This window comes from Pseudomonas sp. KK18 (genome assembly GCF_037094675.1).
GTDB lineage: Bacteria > Pseudomonadota > Gammaproteobacteria > Pseudomonadales > Pseudomonadaceae > Aquipseudomonas.
The window spans coordinates 4,715,279-4,732,426 of sequence record NZ_CP146605.1 but is presented as its reverse complement, the minus strand read 5'-3'; the positions used below and the strand labels follow the sequence as shown (position 1 = coordinate 4,732,426).

The window sequence follows — 17,148 nt, the reverse complement described above, 5'->3', positions numbered from 1 at the left end:
GGTCTTTTGCTACCATGCGCGCCATCAAGCAACACACAGTCTTCATTAGCCTGAAGTCACGCCAGGGGAAAACTGGCAAAAAAAAGACCCGGCCAAAGAGCCGGGTCAAAAACCGTGATTAGCCTGATGAGGAGATATTCCAAGAGTCCGACCTAAGGTCTCTTGGTCTATCGACTGATCTCGCGATCAGTTAGGTCCAATAATAATCATTATCATTTGCAAGTCAAATGTTTTTATCCCTCGGATAGAAATATTTTTCCCGCGTGCCTGTTACAGGCTGGCCGGCTGTTCGGCACCCCTCGCCGAAAGCCGCAGTGACCGCTCCACCATCACCTTCGCCATATCGATCAAATAGACCACTGAAAACGCCAGGTCCCGGCTATTGCCGTGGGCGCTGTTTGCCGATTCGTACGCAGTGGCCGCGGCGCTGCGCAGCAGGTCGGAGGCGTGGACCAGGGCCTCCTCGTCGCTGATGCCGGGCTTGACCTCGAACAACGTATCGTCAACGGAGGGCGGTGCGGCATCCTCTTTCAGGTAATAGTCCAGCGCGCGTTGGGCGGCGCCACTGCTGCGCAGGAACAGCCGCTCGTCTTCATCGCAGGTGTCGGGCAGGGTATACGAGGTGGTCGTCATAAGGGCAGTGCTCTGTGTGGGTGTCGAAAGCCTGCAATCGATATTAGTACTAATCGTATTTATGGCGTTTTATTGATTACTACAAACTGTTTATTGTCGTGGTGAGTACACAACGTATTGTCAGGGCCCATGGATAAATGGATAGCGTTGGTCAAGGCCAACATGAAAGACCGCAAGGTCACGCAGGACCAACTGGCGTCGCGCCTGGGCATGTCTCAGGGCGGGGTCGGCCACTGGCTGAACAAGCGTCGGGTGCCGAGCCTTGCCGATATGAACCGGGTGATGCAGGAGCTGGGCCTGGATGGGCTCGAGGTCGCGCTGGTGGTTCGCGAAAAAGCGCTCGCGGCGGTTGCCGAGGAACTGCAGCCGGCGCCGCACTACAACCCGAATTACCGTTACCCGGTGAGCGAAGGGAAGGGAGGCTACCCATTGCAGGAAGAACCTCGGCCGTACGGCGTTACTCGTATTCAGATGAGCGACTATCACGCCCGTGGCAAGGCGTTCTGGATGCGCGTGACTGGCGACGCCATGACCGCCCCCAGCGGCTTGAGTATCAATGAAGGCACGATGATTCTGGTGGACCCGGCCATCCAGCCCGAGCCCGGCAAACTGGTGGTGGCCCAATGGGCATTTGATTCCCAGGCGATCTTGCGCAAATGGGTCAGGCAGAGCGGCCAGCTTTACCTGGTGCCGCTCAACCCTACATACCCGAAGATGCTGTTCAGTGAAGAGTGCCGGATCATCGGCGTGGTGGCGCAGGCGGTCACGAGGTTTTAACTCGCGGCTTCCAGCTCCACCAGTGCGCTGCCTTCACCGACCATTTCGCCTTCCTGGCAGTACAGCGCCTTGACCACGCCGGCATGGGGCGCGCGAATGCTGTGTTCCATCTTCATGGCCTCCAGCACCACCAACTGCGTACCGGCTTCAACCGTTTGCCCGACTTCCACCAGCACTCGCACGATGCTGCCGTTCATCGGTGCGGTCAGGCCGCCCTGATGGGACTGGCTGGCGTCGACGGCGGCAATCGGGTCGAACAGGCTGACACTGTGCACCTCGCCGTCCCAGCGCAAAAACACACTGCCGCCCTCGCGTACCGCCAGATGGGAGCGGCGCACGCCGTGCTGGTCGATCAGCAATTGTTCGCCGTGCAACTGGGGCGGGTTGATGCCGGCTTGCAGCATTACCAGGCGATCCTGGCCGTTGCAGCTCAGGTGCAGGGAAACCTCGCCCGGCAAGCCTGCGCGAAAACCTCGGGTGTCGGCCCAGGGCGAACGGGTGTCAGTGCTCGGTTGGGTCTGCATGAGCGCCTGGCCGGCGGCCTGCCAGAATGCCTCACTCAATTCGCCAGGCGCCGGCAGCAGCTCATCCTGATAACGCGGGATAAACCCGGTATCGAGCTCGGCAGCGGCAAACGCCGGATGGCCGATAATGCGCCGCAAGAAGCCCAGGTTGGTCTTCAGTCCACCCACGGCAAATTCATCGAGCATGCCCAGCAGCCGCAGGCGCGCCTGTTCGCGGTCCTCGCCCCAGGCAATCAGCTTGCCCAGCATCGGGTCGTAGAACGGTGACACGTTGTCGCCTTGTTCGACGCCGCTGTCTACCCGGCGCCCGGGCCCTGGCGTGGATTCGCGGTACAGCGCCAGGTGCCCGGTGGCCGGCAGAAAATCGTTGGCCGGGTCCTCGGCGTACAGGCGCACTTCAATCGCATGCCCCAGCAGTGGCACTTGCTCCTGAGTCATCGGCAGCGGCTCGCCCTGGGCCACGCGAATCTGCCAGGCCACCAGGTCCAGGCCGGTGATGGCCTCGGTCACCGGGTGTTCCACCTGCAGCCGGGTGTTCATCTCCATGAAGAAAAACTCGCCCCGGGCGTCCAGCAGAAACTCCACGGTGCCCGCGCCCACGTAGCCGATGGCCTGGGCCGCACGCACGGCCGCTTCGCCCATGGCCTTGCGCTGCTCGGCACTCAGGCCCGGCGCCGGGGCTTCTTCGACGACTTTTTGATGGCGGCGCTGGATCGAGCAATCGCGCTCATTGAGGTACAGGCAGTGACCGTGCTGGTCGGCGAACACCTGGATCTCCACGTGACGCGGCTTGAGCAAATACTTTTCCACCAGCATCTGCGCATTGCCAAAGGAGGACAGTGCTTCACGCTGTGCCGAGGCCAACGCTTCGGCCAGTTGACTGACGTCCTCGACCACCTTCATGCCCTTGCCGCCACCGCCTGCCGTTGCCTTGAGCAGCACCGGGTAACCGATACGCTCGGCTGCCTGGCGGAAGGTCTCCAGATCCTGGGCGTCGCCGTGGTAACCCGGCACCAACGGCACGCCGGCGGTTTCCATCAACGCCTTGGCGGCCGATTTGCTGCCCATGGCATCAATGGCCGAGGCGGGCGGGCCGAGGAAGATCAACCCGGCGGCTTCAATGGCGCGGGCAAACCCTGCGTTCTCCGAAAGAAACCCATAACCCGGGTGAATCGCCTGGGCGCCGCTGGCCTGGGCCGCGGCGATCAGTTTGTCGATTTGCAGGTAACTGTCGGCGGCCTTGCTGCCGCCCAGGTCCACACGAATATCAGCCTCGCGGGTGTGCCGCGCGTCACGGTCGGTGGCGCTGTGCACGGCCACGGTGGTCAGGCCCATGGCCTTGGCGGTGCGCATCACCCGGCAGGCGATTTCGCCACGGTTGGCTACCAATACGGTAGTAAGCGTCTTCATGAACGCGGCTCCTGAGGCTGCCAGTTGGGCGCGCGTTTTTGCAGAAAGGCACGCAGGCCTTCCTGGCCTTCGGTGCTGACGCGGATTCGGGCGATGGAGTTCTCGCAGTAGCGACGCAACGCTGGCGTCAGGGCACCGTGGCCGACTTCCCGTAGCAGGTCCTTGCTGGCGCGCATGGCCGCCGGGCTGTTGAGCAGCAGATTGGTAATCCACAATTGGACGTGTACGTCCAACTCATCAGCGGGATAACTCTCCGCCAACAACCCGATTTCCCGTGCCCGCTGACCGCCAAAGCGATCCGCTGTGAGGGCATAGCGACGGGCTGCCCGTTCGCCGATCGCCTGCACCACGAACGGGCTGATCACCGCCGGCGCCAGGCCAATGCGCACTTCCGACAGGCAGAACTGCGCATCGTCGGCGCCAATCGCCATGTCGCAGCAACTGATCAACCCCAGGGCACCACCGTAGGCCGCACCCTGGACTACCGCCAGCGTCGGGATCTTCAGCTTGGCGAGGTTGTACATCAGCTCCGCCAGTTCTCGGGCATCGTCCAGGTTGGTGTGGTAATCCAGTTCGGCCGACTGCTGCATCCAGGCCAGGTCGGCGCCGGCGCTGAAGTGTTTGCCGCGCCCGCGCAGTACCAGAAAGCGCAGGGCCGGATCGCCTTGCACCCGGTCCAGGGCAATGATCAGTTCGCGGATCATTTCGGCATTGAACGCGTTGTTCTTGGCTTCACGACTGAGCCACAGCGTGGCAAAGCCACGGGGATCGGTGATCAGTTCGAGGGTGTTGAAATCGCTCATGGGGTGCAGCTCCATTTACATGCGGAACACGCCGAAGCGGCTCGGCTCGATGGGGGCGTTCAGCGCGGCGGACAGGGCCAGGGCGAGCACGTCGCGGGTCTGCAGCGGGTCGATGACGCCGTCATCCCACAGCCGTGCGCTGGAGTAGTAGGGGTGGCCCTGGGTTTCGTACTGGTCGAGGATCGGCTGCTTGATCGCCGCTTCCTCATCGCTGCTGAAACCCTGGCCCGCGCGCTCGGCCTGCTCACGCTTGACCTGCACCAGCACGCCGGCGGCCTGTTCGGCGCCCATCACGCCGATGCGTGCGTTGGGCCACATCCACAAGAAGCGCGGGTCGTAGGCGCGTCCACACATGCCGTAGTTACCGGCGCCGAAGCTGCCGCCGATGATCACGGTGAACTTCGGCACCTTGGCACAGGCTACCGCTGTCACCAGTTTGGCGCCGTGCTTGGCGATGCCGCCGGCTTCGTATTTCTGGCCGACCATGAAGCCGGTGATGTTTTGCAGGAACAACAGCGGAATCCCGCGCTGGCAGGCCAGTTCGATAAAGTGCGCGCCTTTTTGCGCGGCCTCGGCGAAGAGGATGCCGTTGTTGGCCAGGATCGCAATCGGATAGCCGTGCAGGTGCGCAAAGCCGCACACCAGTGTGGTGCCAAACAACGCCTTGAATTCATCGAACACCGAGCCGTCCACCAATCGCGCGATCACCTCGCGTACATCGAACGGTTGCTTGGCGTCGGCCGGAATCACGCCGTACAGCTCTTCGCTGCTATAAAGCGGCGCCAGCGGCGTGCGTTGTTGCAATTGCCCCAGCTTGCGCCAGTTGAGGTTGGCCACACTGCGCCGAGCCAGGGCCAGCGCATGTTCGTCGCTGTCGGCATAGTGGTCGGCCACCCCGGAAATCTTGCAGTGCACATCGGCACCGCCCAGGTCTTCGGCGCTGACCACTTCACCGGTCGCCGCCTTCACCAGCGGCGGGCCGGCGAGGAAAATGGTGGCTTGCTGGCGGACCATGATTGCTTCGTCCGCCATCGCCGGTACATAGGCGCCACCGGCAGTGCAGGAGCCCATCACCACTGCGATCTGCGGGATGCCCTGGGCGCTCATGTTCGCCTGGTTGAAGAAGATCCGTCCGAAGTGCTCGCGGTCCGGGAACACTTCATCCTGACGCGGCAGGTTGGCGCCGCCGGAGTCCACCAGGTAGATGCACGGCAGGCGGTTCTGCTCGGCGATGGTCTGGGCGCGCAGGTGTTTCTTGACGGTCAGCGGGTAGTACGAGCCGCCTTTCACCGTGGCGTCGTTGGCGACGATCATGCATTCGACGCCTTCCACCCGGCCAATCCCGGCAATCACCCCGGCAGCGGGCACGTCTTCGCCGTACACCTGATAAGCCGCCAGCTGGCTGAGTTCAAGGAACGGCGAGCCAGGGTCGAGCAAGCGATTGATCCGCTCGCGGGGCAACAGCTTGCCCCGCGATGTATGCCGCTCCTGGGCCTTGGCGCCGCCGCCTTGCTGCACCTGGGCGAGCAGGGTATGCAGGGCGTCGACCTGTTGGAGCATCGCAGCGCTGTTGGCGGCGAATTCCGCCGAGCGCGGGTTGAGCTGGGTGTGCAGGGTAGCCATGGTGCGCGCTCCGTTCAGCGGGTTTCGTTAAACAGTTCGCGACCGATCAACATGCGCCGGATCTCACTGGTGCCGGCACCGATTTCATACAGCTTGGCGTCACGCAATAGACGACCAGCCGGGAATTCATTGATATAGCCATTGCCGCCGAGAATCTGGATCGCGTCGAGGGCCATCTGGGTAGCGCGTTCGGCGCTGTAGAGGATCACGCCGGCGGCGTCCTTGCGCGTGGTTTCGCCGCGCTCGCAGGCCTGGGCCACGGCGTACAGGTAGGCGCGGCTGGCGTTGAGCTGGGTGTACATGTCGGCGACCTTGCCCTGGATCAGCTGGAACTCGCCGATGCTCTGGCCGAACTGCTTGCGGTCATGGATGTAGGGCACGATCAGGTCCATGCAGGCCTGCATGATCCCGGTCGGGCCGCCGGACAGCACAACGCGTTCGTAATCGAGGCCGCTCATCAGCACTTTCACGCCGCCATTGAGTGCGCCGAGGATGTTTTCTTCCGGCACTTCGACGTCATCGAAAAACAACTCGCAGGTGTTGGAGCCGCGCATGCCGAGCTTGTCGAACTTGTTGCTGCGGCTGAAGCCCTTCGAGTCGCGCTCGACGATAAACGCGGTGATGCCGTGGGCACCCTTTTCCAGGTCGGTCTTGGCGTAGATCACGTAGGTATTGGCATCAGGGCCGTTGGTGATCCAGGTCTTGCTGCCGTTGAGCACATACACACTGCCGCGTTTATCGGCGCGCAGCTTCATGGAGACCACGTCGGAACCGGCGTTCGGCTCGCTCATGGCGAGTGCGCCGATGTGTTCGCCGCTGATCAGCTTGGGCAGGTATTTGAGTTTTTGCTCATGGGTGCCGTTGCGGTTGATCTGGTTGACGCAGAGGTTGGAGTGCGCGCCGTAGGACAACGCCACCGAAGCCGAGCCCCGGCTGATTTCTTCCATGGCCACCACGTGGGCCAGGTAGCCCAGGCCGGCGCCGCCGTATTCTTCCGGCACGGTGATGCCCAGCAGGCCCATATCGCCGAACTTGCGCCACATATCGGCGGGGAACAGGTTGTCGATATCGATCTGCGCAGCGCGCGGCGCCAGTTCCTTGGCCACGAAGGACTGCACCTGGTCGCGCAGCATGTCGATGGTTTCACCGAGGGCGAAGTTCAGGGAGGGGTAACTCATGGACGGGCACCTTCTAGCGTTGTTTTTGTATGGCCAATACGCCGGGGAGGGCGATCACCTTTACGTTAACGTAAACTTGCGTTGCGGGCCTGTCAATCGTAGTTTACGTTTACGTCAACCTACAAAAAAGACAACAGGGGTCGTTATGGATCAATCGAATCAGAGCTACAGCCGCGGCTGTCAGGACAAGGCCTTGCTGGCCATGACTATCGGCCAGGCCTTTGATCAAACGGTTTCGCGCTACTCCGACGGCGAAGCCTTGGTCGTGGGCCATCAACAGCGTCGCTACACCTGGCGGCAACTGGCAGAGACGGTTGACTTGCATGCACGTGCGTTCCTGGCCTTGGGGATGCAGGCCGGCGACCGCTTGGGCATCTGGGCCCCCAACTGCGCCGAGTGGTGCATCAGCCAGGTCGCCAGCGCCAAAATCGGCGTGATTCTGGTCAATATCAACCCGGCGTATCGCAGCAGTGAATTGGAGTACGTACTCAAGCAATCCGGTTGCCAGTGGTTGGTGTGCGCCGGGTCGTTCAAGACCTCCGATTACCACGGCATGTTGCAGGAGCTTCAACCTGACCTGCGCGGCATCATCAGCCTTGATCCCAGCCCGCCCCCGGGGTTTACGCCCTGGTCGCAACTGGCGGCCCTCGGGGCAGGCGTCCCGCCCGAGCAATTGCAGATCCGCCAGGCCGGCCTGCACTTCGATCAACCCGTCAATATCCAGTACACCTCCGGCACCACCGGCTTCCCCAAGGGCGCCACCCTCAGTCACCACAACATCCTCAATAACGGCTACATGGTTGGCGAAAGCCTGGGCCTGACGGCGCAAGATCGCCTGGTGATCCCGGTGCCGCTGTATCACTGCTTTGGCATGGTGATGGGTAACCTGGGCTGCATCACCCATGGCACCACGATGATCTACCCGAGTGACGGTTTCGACCCATTGCTGACCCTGGCTGCCGTCGCCGAAGAACAGGCCACCGGGCTATACGGGGTGCCTACCATGTTTATCGCCATGCTTGATCACCCGCGCCGCGCCGAGTTCGACCTGTCGCGCCTGCGCACCGGGATCATGGCGGGCGCCACTTGTCCGATCGAGGTGATGCGCCGGGTTATCGGCGAGATGCACATGAGTGAGGTGCAGATTGCCTATGGCATGACGGAAACCAGCCCGGTGTCGTTGCAGACCGGGCCGGATGATGACCTTGAGCGGCGTGTTACGACGGTTGGCCGGACCCAGCCACAGCTGGAAAGCAAGATTATCGATGACGCCGGTAACACGGTTGCTCGGGGCCAGGTAGGGGAGCTGTGTACCCGTGGCTACAGCGTGATGCTCGGTTACTGGAATAATCCTGACAGCACTCGTGAGGCTATCGACGAGGCGGGCTGGATGCACACCGGCGACCTGGCGACCATGGATGAACATGGGTATGTGTGCATCGCCGGGCGTAACAAGGACATGATCATTCGCGGAGGTGAGAACGTGTACCCGCGGGAGTTGGAGGAGTTTTTCTTTACTCATCCGGCGGTGGCGGATGTGCAGGTGATCGGGATTCCGGATGAGCGTTACGGTGAGGCGATTGTGGCGTGGATCAAGTTTCATCCGGGGCATGTGGCTAATGAGCTTGAGCTGCAGACGTGGTGCAAGGGGCGGATTGCGCACTTCAAGATGCCCAAGCATTTCAAATTTGTGGATGAGTTTCCGATGACGGTGACGGGGAAGATCCAGAAGTTTCGGATGCGGGAAATTATGATTGAAGAGTTGAAGGGGGGGTGAGGGAGGGCGGGGTGTTTATCCGTTATTTAGGTAACGGCGGCTTATGGTTTCGCTCTTACAGCGAGTCACTTTGCAAAAAAGCGGCAAAGTAACCAAAGCGCTCTGCCCCGCCTGTCGGCACCTCGCCTAGGCTCGGTGTTCCCTCACTCCGGCATTACTCCGCGGGCCGCCGCGACGGGCCATCCATGGCCCGGCGCGGCTAAACCGGCGTCCTGCCGGTTTACCCGCTCCGCAATACCTGCGTTCGGCCTCGGGCTTATTGGGGCAGTCAGATCAAGATCAAAAGCAAGAGCACAGCGGCCTGAAAGCCGACCTGAGTGTTTAAAAGCCAGATCAAAAACCAGAGCGAACGCAAAGCCGCTTTTCTGTAGGAGCTGGCTTGCCGGCGATGCAGACAACTCGGTCTTCCAGATACACCGAGGTGATGCCATCGCAGGCAAGCCAGCTCCTACATTTGGACCGTGCCCGCTTTAGCTTTTGATTTGGCTTTTAAACACTCAAGCCGGCCGGGAGGCCGCTGTGCTCTTGATCTGCTTTTGATCTTGATCTTGGGCGCCCCGTTAAACCACGCTGGCCGAACGCAGGCTTTGGAGCGTGGGTAACCCGGCAGGACGCCGGGTTAGCCGTCCTGGGCCAGGGATGGCCCATGACGGCGGCCCACGGTCCAAAGCCGGAGTGAGGGCACACCGAGCCTAGGCGAGGTGCCGAGTGGTGGGGCAAGAGCGTTTTGCTTACTTTTGCGCTGTTCAAAAGTGAGCCGCTGTAAGAGCGGAACCAATCTCAGCCATCACCCAAAAAACGGATATACACGCAAATCACCTTCCCCGAGAAAGCACAAAGGGGACCCGAAGGTCCCCTTTAATTTGTCGTTGCGTGCTCTTTTTTTATTATTGAGGGGCGGTCTATTGTTGTTTTTGGCAACCGTGGCCCTTTACCGCTGTTTTTGGCGACCCCCATCCGGGGTCAAGAGCAAACGTATTTTTTTGAGCGCTGATCTGCTTCTTCGCACGCGATCCAACCAGTGGGTAGCTACCTTGAGGTAGTTTTTTGTTCTTCTCTATCCGGTTGCGGGTTTCGGCAAGCCGTACCCTGCGAAGCACATCTTCTCCAAAAAAATCTGTTAGCTGCGTCTCTGCCGTGTTGTTTTTGTTATGTCAGAGTCGTTACGTCTTATTTTTATTAGGTTTGGTGCTTTTTATTCTTGTTATGCAATAGAGATAGCAGAAGCCGTGCCAACTTTATAAAGTCCTTTAAAATCAATGCCTTGATTTTTGGGCGAGAAATTTCCTTCAGGAAATGCGACAAAATATGTTCCCGTGTTACCCGATGTGTAGCCGCGAGGTAACACATCGTCACAAGCGCACTACTCAACCGGCGCTGCGAGCCTTCGCCACGCGCGAACCGGTGGGGCGGCCGAGTACCGTACAAATCTGCTGACCCGCCAGAATCAGCTTGTCCATGTCGATACCGGTCTCGATGCCCAAGCCATTGAGCAGGTACAACACATCTTCAGTGGCAACGTTACCGCTGGCCCCCTTGGCATAGGGGCACCCGCCGAGGCCCGCAATAGAGCTGTCGAACACCTGGATACCTTCCTCAAGGCTGGCGTAGATATTGGCGATGGCCTGGCCATAGGTGTCATGGAAGTGCCCGGCCAACTTGTCCCGTGGCACCTGCGCGCCGACCACCTCGAACATCCGGCGTGTTGCGCCTGCAGTGCCGGTGCCAATCGTGTCGCCCAGGGACACCTCATAGCAGCCCATGGAGAACAGCTCGCGAGCGACTGCCGCGACCTGTTCCGGCGCGACCTGACCTTCATAAGGGCAACCCAACACACACGACACATAACCCCGCACACTCACACCATGCTGCCTGGCCGCGGCCATGATCGGCACGAAGCGTTCCAGGCTTTCGCTGATGGAGCAGTTGATATTGCGCTGGGAAAACGCCTCGGAAGCCGCCGCAAATACGGCCACTTCTTTTACGCCCGCCGCCAGTGCATCTTCAAAACCCCGCAGGTTTGGCGCCAGTGCGCCATAGGTCACGCCCGGCTTGCGCTGGATCTGCGCAAACACCTCGGCCGACCCGGCCATCTGCGGTACCCATTTGGGCGACACAAAACTGCCGACTTCGATGTAACCCAGGCCGGCGGCACTCAGGGCGTCCACCAATTGCACCTTGTCGGCGACGCTGATGGGTTGCGCTTCATTCTGCAGGCCGTCGCGGGGGCCCACTTCCACCAGGCGCACATGAGAGGGGAGGGACATGGCAGCTACCTTTTATGAATGGCCAACCTGGCCCTGAATGGTCTGTTCCAGCGCCTGGGTGCAACGCTCTTCGGCGGTGTCCAGTTCGAGCTTCATCTGTTCGATGTCGAGCAACTGTTGTTCCAGCTGCTCGCGGCGCTCGGCGATTTTCGCCAGCATGCTGTGCAGCTGTTTCTGGTTGCCGCTGGTAGGGTCGTAGAGTTCGATCAGTTCCCGGCACTCGGCCAGTGAAAAACCGATGCGCTTGCCCCGCAGGATCAGCTTCAGGCTGACTTTGTCGCGGGGCGAATAAATGCGCTCCTGGCCCCGGCGTTCCGGGGACAGCAGGCCTTGTTCTTCATAGAAGCGAATGGCGCGGGTGGTGATGTCGAGCTCGCGGGCGAGGTCGGAGATGCTGTAGGTCGTGCTCATGAGGGCGCTCAAGGAGTGTCTTGAGCGTTAAGCTAATGGCTGGTTGACGTTAACGTCAAGCTCGCTCCTACAGTTTGTCCAGCTTCTTCTCATGGGCCGTCACCTGCTGGCACAACTCGATCATCTGCTCGCGCATCCAGCGGTTGGCCGGATCCTGGTCGGTGCTTTCATGCCAGTACAGATGGGTTTCCACCATCGGCACATCATTCACCGGCAGGTTGAACCAGTGCAGTTCATGGCGCCGTGCGAAGCGCTCCGGCACGGTCATTACCATGTCGGTTTGCTGCAGCACCTGCGAGGCCATCAGGTAGTGCTGGGAGCGCAGGGCGATCTTGCGTTGCAGGCCCATCTTGCCCAGCGCCAGGTCGACATGGCCCAGGCCGTTGCGCCGGCTGGAGATATGAATGTGGGTCAGCGACAGGTAGTCATCCAGCGTCAGTTTGTCCTTGCCCGCCATCGGATGGCCCTTGCGCATGGCGCACACGTAGCGGTCTTCCATGAGCTTGACGTGGCGCACTTGCGGGTCGGTGTTGAGCGGCGCATCCACGGCAAAGTCCAGGCGACCGGCCGCTAGTTCCTTGGTGGTTTCCCGGCGCTTGGACAGGAAGCTCTCGATTACCACCGTAGGTGCCAGGCGGCGCAGACGCTGGAACAGCGGCGGCAGAATCACCGCTTCGGTGAGGTCGGTCATGCTGATGCGGTAGGTCTTGGCCGCCTGTTGCGGGTTGAAGATCCGGCTTTCCTGTACCGACACCCGCAGCAGCGAAAGCGCGTTACGCACCGGGCCAATGATGTTCTGGGCCATGGGCGTGGGCACCATGCCTTGGGCTGTGCGCACGAACAGCGGGTCGTTGAAGGTCTCCCGCAGGCGGGCCAGAGCGTTCGACACCGCAGGTTGAGTAATCCCGACAATCTGCCCGGCGCGGGTCAGGTTGGCTTCGGTGTAGATCGCGTCAAAGACGATGAAGAGGTTGAGGTCGACCTTGCTCAGATTCATTTCGCTGCGCTCTTATTGTTAGGTGTCCATACGCCGATCATATATCGGTGATGAATGTTAATACACGCCGAGAATAGGCTAGGTAAATTATCAACGCTGTTCTAGCATCGATTCATGACCTCAACAACCTCCATTGAGAAGGTGCTGCCCATGGATTTCGCCTATTCGCCCAAGGTTCAGGAACTGCGTGAACGCGTCACCGCGTTCATGGACGCCTACGTTTATCCGGCCGAGCCTGTGTTTGAACGCCAGGTTGCCGAAGGTGACCGCTGGCAGCCCACCGCCATCATGGAAGAGTTGAAGCTCAAGGCTAAAGCCGAAGGCCTGTGGAACCTGTTCCTGCCGGAATCCGAATTGGGCGCCGGCCTCACCAACCTGGAATACGCACCCTTGGCCGAAATCATGGGCCGCTCCTTGCTGGGGCCGGAGCCGTTCAACTGCTCGGCACCGGATACCGGCAACATGGAAGTGCTGGTGCGCTACGCCAACGAAGAGCAAAAACAGCGCTGGCTCGAACCGCTGCTGCGCGGCGAAATCCGCTCGGCATTTGCCATGACCGAGCCGGACGTGGCTTCCTCCGACGCCACCAACATGGCCGCCCGTGCAGAACGCGACGGCGACGAGTGGGTGATCAACGGTAAAAAATGGTGGACCTCCGGCGCCTGTGACCCGCGCTGCAAGATCCTGATCTTCATGGGCCTGAGCAACCCGGATGCGCCGCGTCACCAGCAGCACTCGATGATCCTGGTACCGGTGGATGCGCCCGGTGTGAAGATCGTGCGCCCGCTGCCGGTGTTCGGCTACGACGACGCACCCCATGGCCACGCCGAAGTGCTGTTTGAAAACGTCCGCGTGCCGTACGAAAACGTCCTGCTGGGCGAAGGCCGGGGCTTTGAAATTGCCCAGGGGCGCCTTGGCCCGGGCCGTATTCACCACTGCATGCGTTCCATCGGCATGGCCGAGCGCGCACTGGAACTGATGTGCAAGCGTTCCGTCAGCCGTACTGCCTTCGGCAAGCCGCTGGCCCGCCTGGGTGGCAATATCGACAAGATCGCCGACTCGCGGATGGAAATCGACATGGCGCGCCTGCTGACCCTGAAAGCTGCCTACATGATGGACACCGTGGGTAACAAGGTCGCGAAAAGCGAAATCGCCCAGATCAAGGTGGTGGCGCCGAACGTGGCGTTGAGGGTGATCGACCGCGCCATCCAGATCCACGGTGGCGCCGGCGTATCCAATGACTTCCCGCTGGCCTACATGTACGCCATGCAGCGCACCCTGCGCCTGGCCGATGGCCCGGACGAAGTGCACCGCGCAGCAATCGGCAAGTTCGAGATCGGCAAGTATGTGCCGCGGGAAATGATGCGCAGCGGGCAGTAAAACCGAGGTGTCTTCATCGCAGGCAAGCCAGCTCCCACAGGGGAATGCAGCCAACTGTGGGAGCCGGGCTTGCCGCGATGAGGCCAGTTGATCGTTCCCACGCTCTGCGTGGGAATGCTGCCCCGGACGCTCCGCGTCCTCAATACACCCAGACCTCCACCCGCCGGTTCTTGATCCGTCCCTCATCTGCCGTATTTGCCGCCACCGGCATCTCGGCACCGAACCCCTGAATGTCCCTCAGCACCACGCCGCTTTTAACCAGTTCCCGGCGCACCGCCATCGCCCGCAACTTCGACAATAGCGCCGCCCGCTGCGCATCACTCTTGGCATCCCCAAACCCCACCAGCGTCACCTGCTTGTCCAGCTTGCCGTGGCTCTTTATATAAGCCACTACCCGCATCAGGTCCTGGCGCGCCTTGTTGTCGAGGCTGGCACTGCCTTCCTCAAACCGGAAATTTACCGTCAGGCGCTGCGCTTGTCGGGCAATCGCCTGGTAATCCCCGGGCATCGGCGCCCGTGGTTCCACCGCCATGGCCTGCACCTGCTGTGCGATAAAACCGTTGGCGGCGACGATCGCCTGGCCTTTGCTGCTTTGTGCAAAGTCCACCAGGGCCTTGGCCCAGGGGTTTTGTGCAACAGGTGGCAGGTAGAAGAACAACCGGCGTGACAGTGGGTAGTCCTCGGTGGCGATCAAACTGTTCAGCGGCAGCATCGGCTGCGAGTCGCCATCGACGATGGCCACCGCCTTGGCCTGGCGTACATAGGGCAATCCGATAAAACCGATGCCCTGGGGGTCATGGCTGACAGCATCCGACAACTGCTCGCTGGATTCGAAGCGCTTGGCGCTGCCATCCAACGACTTGCCGCGCCGGCTGAGCACCAGTTCCTTGAAGGTGTCATAGGTGCCGGATTGATCATCCCGCGCGTACAGGTGAATCTGGCCACCGATGCCGCCCAGTTGTTCCCAGGTCGAGACTTCGCCGCTGAAGATCTGCGCCAGTTGCGCGGTGTTCAGCGTCCCCAACGGGTTGCGTGGGTTGAGGATGATCGCCAGCCCGTCAATGGCGATGACCTGTTCGGCGTCGGGGCTTTTCAGGTCGCCGAGGGCTTCGAGGTCCACCAGTTCGCTGTCCTTGATCGGCCGGGAAGACGCCGCGAGGTCGGCGTTGGCGTTTTTCAGGGCTGCGAACCCGGTGCTGGAACCATGGGCCGCCACTTCCACCGTCACCTTCTGGCCCTGGCGAGTCTTGCCGACGATGTGCTGTTCGTTGGCCTGGTCAGATGGCTCGCTGTGCACCGCTTGCAACCCCTGTTGCTCCATCAGCCCCTTGACCAGCGCCGGGCCAAGTGCCGCGCCGATGGTATTGGAACCCTGGATGCGCAAGGCCGGGCCATGTTCGGGGAAGGGCAGAGGGGTGGAAAAAGCGGCGAAGGGAAATGCGCTGAGCAGGGCCAGCAGGGATAGAACGCGCAGCATCATGCCGGCACCTTCTCAAGCCAAAGGGAGTGCCGCAAGATTAAGTCAGAGAGGTTTCAGCAATATGACCGGCATCACGCCGTCAAAAAGTGTGGGAGCGGGCTTGCTCGCGAATACGGTGTGTCAGTCGACGTATCCGGTGACTGACACACCGTATTCGCGAGCAAGCCCGCTCCCACATTTAACGGCGCTGCTGTTAAGAAATCAGCTCAATTCCAGCCAGATCGGTGCATGATCGGAGGGTTTTTCCATGCCGCGCAGGTCGTAGTCCACACCGGCATCCTTTACCCGGGGCAACAAGCCCTGGGAAGCCAGGATCACGTCGATTCGCAGCCCGCGCTTTGGCTCGTCTTCAAAACCACGGCTGCGGTAATCGAACCAGCTGAAGCGGTCTGCCACATCCGGGTTGAGGTGGCGGAAGCTGTCCACCAGGCCCCAGTTCTTCAGGCGGGCCATCCACTCGCGTTCTTCCGGCAGGAAGCTGCACTTGCCGGTCTTCAGCCAGCGCTTGGCGTTGTCGGCACCGATGCCGATGTCGCAGTCTTCCGGGGAAATATTCACATCCCCCATTACCACCACGGCCTGTTCATTGCTGAACTGCGACTCCAGGAGGGTTTGCAGGTCCTCGTAGAAGCGCTGCTTGGCCGGGAACTTGGTGGGGTGGTCGCGGCTTTCGCCCTGTGGGAAATAGCCGTTCATGATGGTAATCGGGTTGCCGTTGGCGTCGGCGAAGGTGCCCCAGATAAACCGGCGCTGGGCGTCTTCTTCGTCACTGGCAAAGCCTTTGTGCAGCGCCAGCGGTTCCTGGCGCGAGAGCAGGGCAACACCGTAGTGGCCTTTCTGCCCGTGGTAATACACGTGATAGCCGAGGGCCTTGATCTCATCCAGCGGGAACTGGTCGTCGTGGACCTTGGTTTCCTGCAGGCCGATCACGTCCGGCTGGTGTTTCTCGATCAGTGCCGCCAGCTGATGAGGGCGGGCGCGCAGCCCGTTGATATTGAAAGACACGATTTTCATGGTCGGCGGTCCAGTCTGGCAAAAGGGCGATGCTAGCCGACAATGTAGGACGGGAGCCAGCCTTGTAGCAGCTGCCGAGGCACAAGGCTGCGTTGGGCTACGAAGCGGCGTCCGGTGGCTACACTGAACGAAACAGTGCCGCAGACGTTCGTAATAACAAGAGCGCGACCTTTTGAGTCAGCGCCCAGGGGAGATTCACTGTTATGCCTGACACCTCGACTGCCATCGCCCAGATCCACATGCTCGACAGCGGCTATTCCCGCGAAGCCCGTTCGCTGTTGTACCAGGCCTATCGCCATGAGCCGACGTTCGCCTACATCTTCGAAGCCGAACGTCCCGGTTACGAACAGCGGGTGCGCGCCACGGTGCGTGAGCTGGTCAAGCAGCACTTCTTCCAGAAACTCCCGGCGATTGGCCTGTTGGTCAACGACCGGCTGATCGGCATCGCCCTGATCGCGCCACCGACCCGCCGCCTGGGCATCACCGAAAGCTGGGCCTGGCAGTTGCGCATGTGGCTGAGTACCGGTGTGCGCGGTACCCGGCGTTACCTGGAATACCATCAGGCAGTGCTGGCGTGCCTGCCCTCGGATTCGGTGCATGTGCTGCCGTTGCTGGGGATTCACCCGCAATTCCAGGGCAAGCACTACGGTGAGCAACTGCTGGAAGCGGTGCACAACTGGTGCGCCGAAGACCCGCATTCCTCAGGCGTGGTGCTGGACACGGGGAATTCTCGCTATCTGGAATTCTATAAGCGCCAGGGCTATGAAGAGATCGGCGAGGTCGCTGTAGGACCGGTACTGGAACACGTGTTCTTTCACGCAAATCCGCAGGTGTTACAGGCTGCAACGGTTTAAGACAGAATTATTCAGACAAA

At 60.9% G+C, this 17,148-nt stretch carries 14 protein-coding genes; 4 read left to right on the top strand and 10 right to left on the bottom strand.

Annotated elements, in window-relative coordinates; genetic code table 11:
- Positions 1-270: 270 nt before the first annotated feature.
- Positions 271-633, bottom strand: coding sequence for a DUF3077 domain-containing protein (locus V6607_RS21345; RefSeq protein ID WP_003212463.1), 363 nt, complete (start codon positions 631-633; stop codon positions 271-273).
- 129 nt (positions 634-762) lie between these two features.
- On the opposite strand from V6607_RS21345, the gene V6607_RS21340 reads away from it, so the two are divergent.
- Positions 763-1,410: a LexA family transcriptional regulator gene (locus V6607_RS21340; protein WP_134326997.1), complete on the top strand. Its 648-nt coding sequence runs from the start codon at positions 763-765 to the stop codon at positions 1,408-1,410.
- Here the strand turns inward: V6607_RS21340 and V6607_RS21335 are convergent.
- Genes V6607_RS21335 through V6607_RS21320 form a run of 4 tightly spaced genes read right to left on the bottom strand, consistent with a single transcriptional unit; the run spans position 1,407 to position 6,948 of the window.
- Positions 1,407-3,344, bottom strand: coding sequence for an acetyl/propionyl/methylcrotonyl-CoA carboxylase subunit alpha (locus tag V6607_RS21335; RefSeq protein WP_134326996.1), 1,938 nt, complete (start codon positions 3,342-3,344; stop codon positions 1,407-1,409). The two genes, V6607_RS21340 and V6607_RS21335, sit on opposite strands and share 4 nt — an antisense overlap.
- On the bottom strand, positions 3,341-4,147 hold the full coding sequence (locus V6607_RS21330) for a gamma-carboxygeranoyl-CoA hydratase (protein WP_134326995.1): 807 nt from the start codon (positions 4,145-4,147) through the stop codon (positions 3,341-3,343). The genes V6607_RS21335 and V6607_RS21330 overlap by 4 nt, the downstream gene beginning before the upstream one ends.
- Positions 4,148-4,162: 15 nt before the next feature.
- Positions 4,163-5,770 carry a carboxyl transferase domain-containing protein gene (locus V6607_RS21325; protein WP_003212470.1) on the bottom strand — a complete coding sequence of 536 codons (1,608 nt, stop codon included), beginning with the start codon at positions 5,768-5,770 and terminating at the stop codon, positions 4,163-4,165.
- Positions 5,771-5,784: 14 nt separating this feature from the next.
- A complete protein-coding gene (locus V6607_RS21320; protein ID WP_003212472.1) occupies positions 5,785-6,948 on the bottom strand; it encodes an isovaleryl-CoA dehydrogenase in 1,164 nt (387 codons plus the stop codon).
- A gap of 145 nt (positions 6,949-7,093) precedes the next feature.
- Here V6607_RS21320 and V6607_RS21315 point away from each other — a divergent pair, with 145 nt between their 5' ends.
- Entirely contained in the window at positions 7,094-8,725 is a 1,632-nt protein-coding gene (locus V6607_RS21315) for an AMP-binding protein (RefSeq protein ID WP_087694671.1), read from the top strand.
- Positions 8,726-10,092: 1,367 nt separating this feature from the next.
- On the opposite strand, the gene V6607_RS21310 is transcribed toward V6607_RS21315, so the two are convergent.
- The 3 genes from V6607_RS21310 to V6607_RS21300 form a co-directional block, all read right to left on the bottom strand.
- A complete protein-coding gene (locus V6607_RS21310; RefSeq protein ID WP_134326994.1) occupies positions 10,093-10,992 on the bottom strand; it encodes a hydroxymethylglutaryl-CoA lyase in 900 nt (299 codons plus the stop codon).
- Between the two features lie 12 nt (positions 10,993-11,004).
- Entirely contained in the window at positions 11,005-11,403 is a 399-nt protein-coding gene (locus V6607_RS21305; protein WP_003211806.1) for a MerR family DNA-binding transcriptional regulator, read from the bottom strand.
- 67 nt (positions 11,404-11,470) lie between these two features.
- Complete coding sequence (locus V6607_RS21300; protein ID WP_003211805.1) at positions 11,471-12,400, bottom strand: LysR family transcriptional regulator; 930 nt, start codon at positions 12,398-12,400, stop codon at positions 11,471-11,473.
- Between the two features lie 150 nt (positions 12,401-12,550).
- Here V6607_RS21300 and V6607_RS21295 point away from each other — a divergent pair, with 150 nt between their 5' ends.
- A complete protein-coding gene (locus tag V6607_RS21295; RefSeq protein ID WP_003211803.1) occupies positions 12,551-13,780 on the top strand; it encodes an acyl-CoA dehydrogenase in 1,230 nt (409 codons plus the stop codon).
- Between the two features lie 139 nt (positions 13,781-13,919).
- Here V6607_RS21295 and V6607_RS21290 read toward each other — a convergent pair whose 3' ends face one another.
- Together V6607_RS21290 and xthA are read right to left on the bottom strand one after the other, a co-directional pair.
- Positions 13,920-15,260 carry a phosphate ABC transporter substrate-binding/OmpA family protein gene (locus tag V6607_RS21290; RefSeq protein WP_134326993.1) on the bottom strand — a complete coding sequence of 447 codons (1,341 nt, stop codon included), beginning with the start codon at positions 15,258-15,260 and terminating at the stop codon, positions 13,920-13,922.
- A 201-nt stretch (positions 15,261-15,461) separates the two neighbouring features.
- Complete coding sequence (xthA, locus tag V6607_RS21285; protein WP_102369515.1) at positions 15,462-16,274, bottom strand: exodeoxyribonuclease III; 813 nt, start codon at positions 16,272-16,274, stop codon at positions 15,462-15,464.
- A gap of 203 nt (positions 16,275-16,477) precedes the next feature.
- Between xthA and V6607_RS21280 the strand changes: the two genes are divergently transcribed.
- Positions 16,478-17,128 carry a GNAT family N-acetyltransferase gene (locus tag V6607_RS21280; protein WP_003211798.1) on the top strand — a complete coding sequence of 217 codons (651 nt, stop codon included), beginning with the start codon at positions 16,478-16,480 and terminating at the stop codon, positions 17,126-17,128.
- The last annotated feature ends 20 nt before the right edge of the window (positions 17,129-17,148 follow it).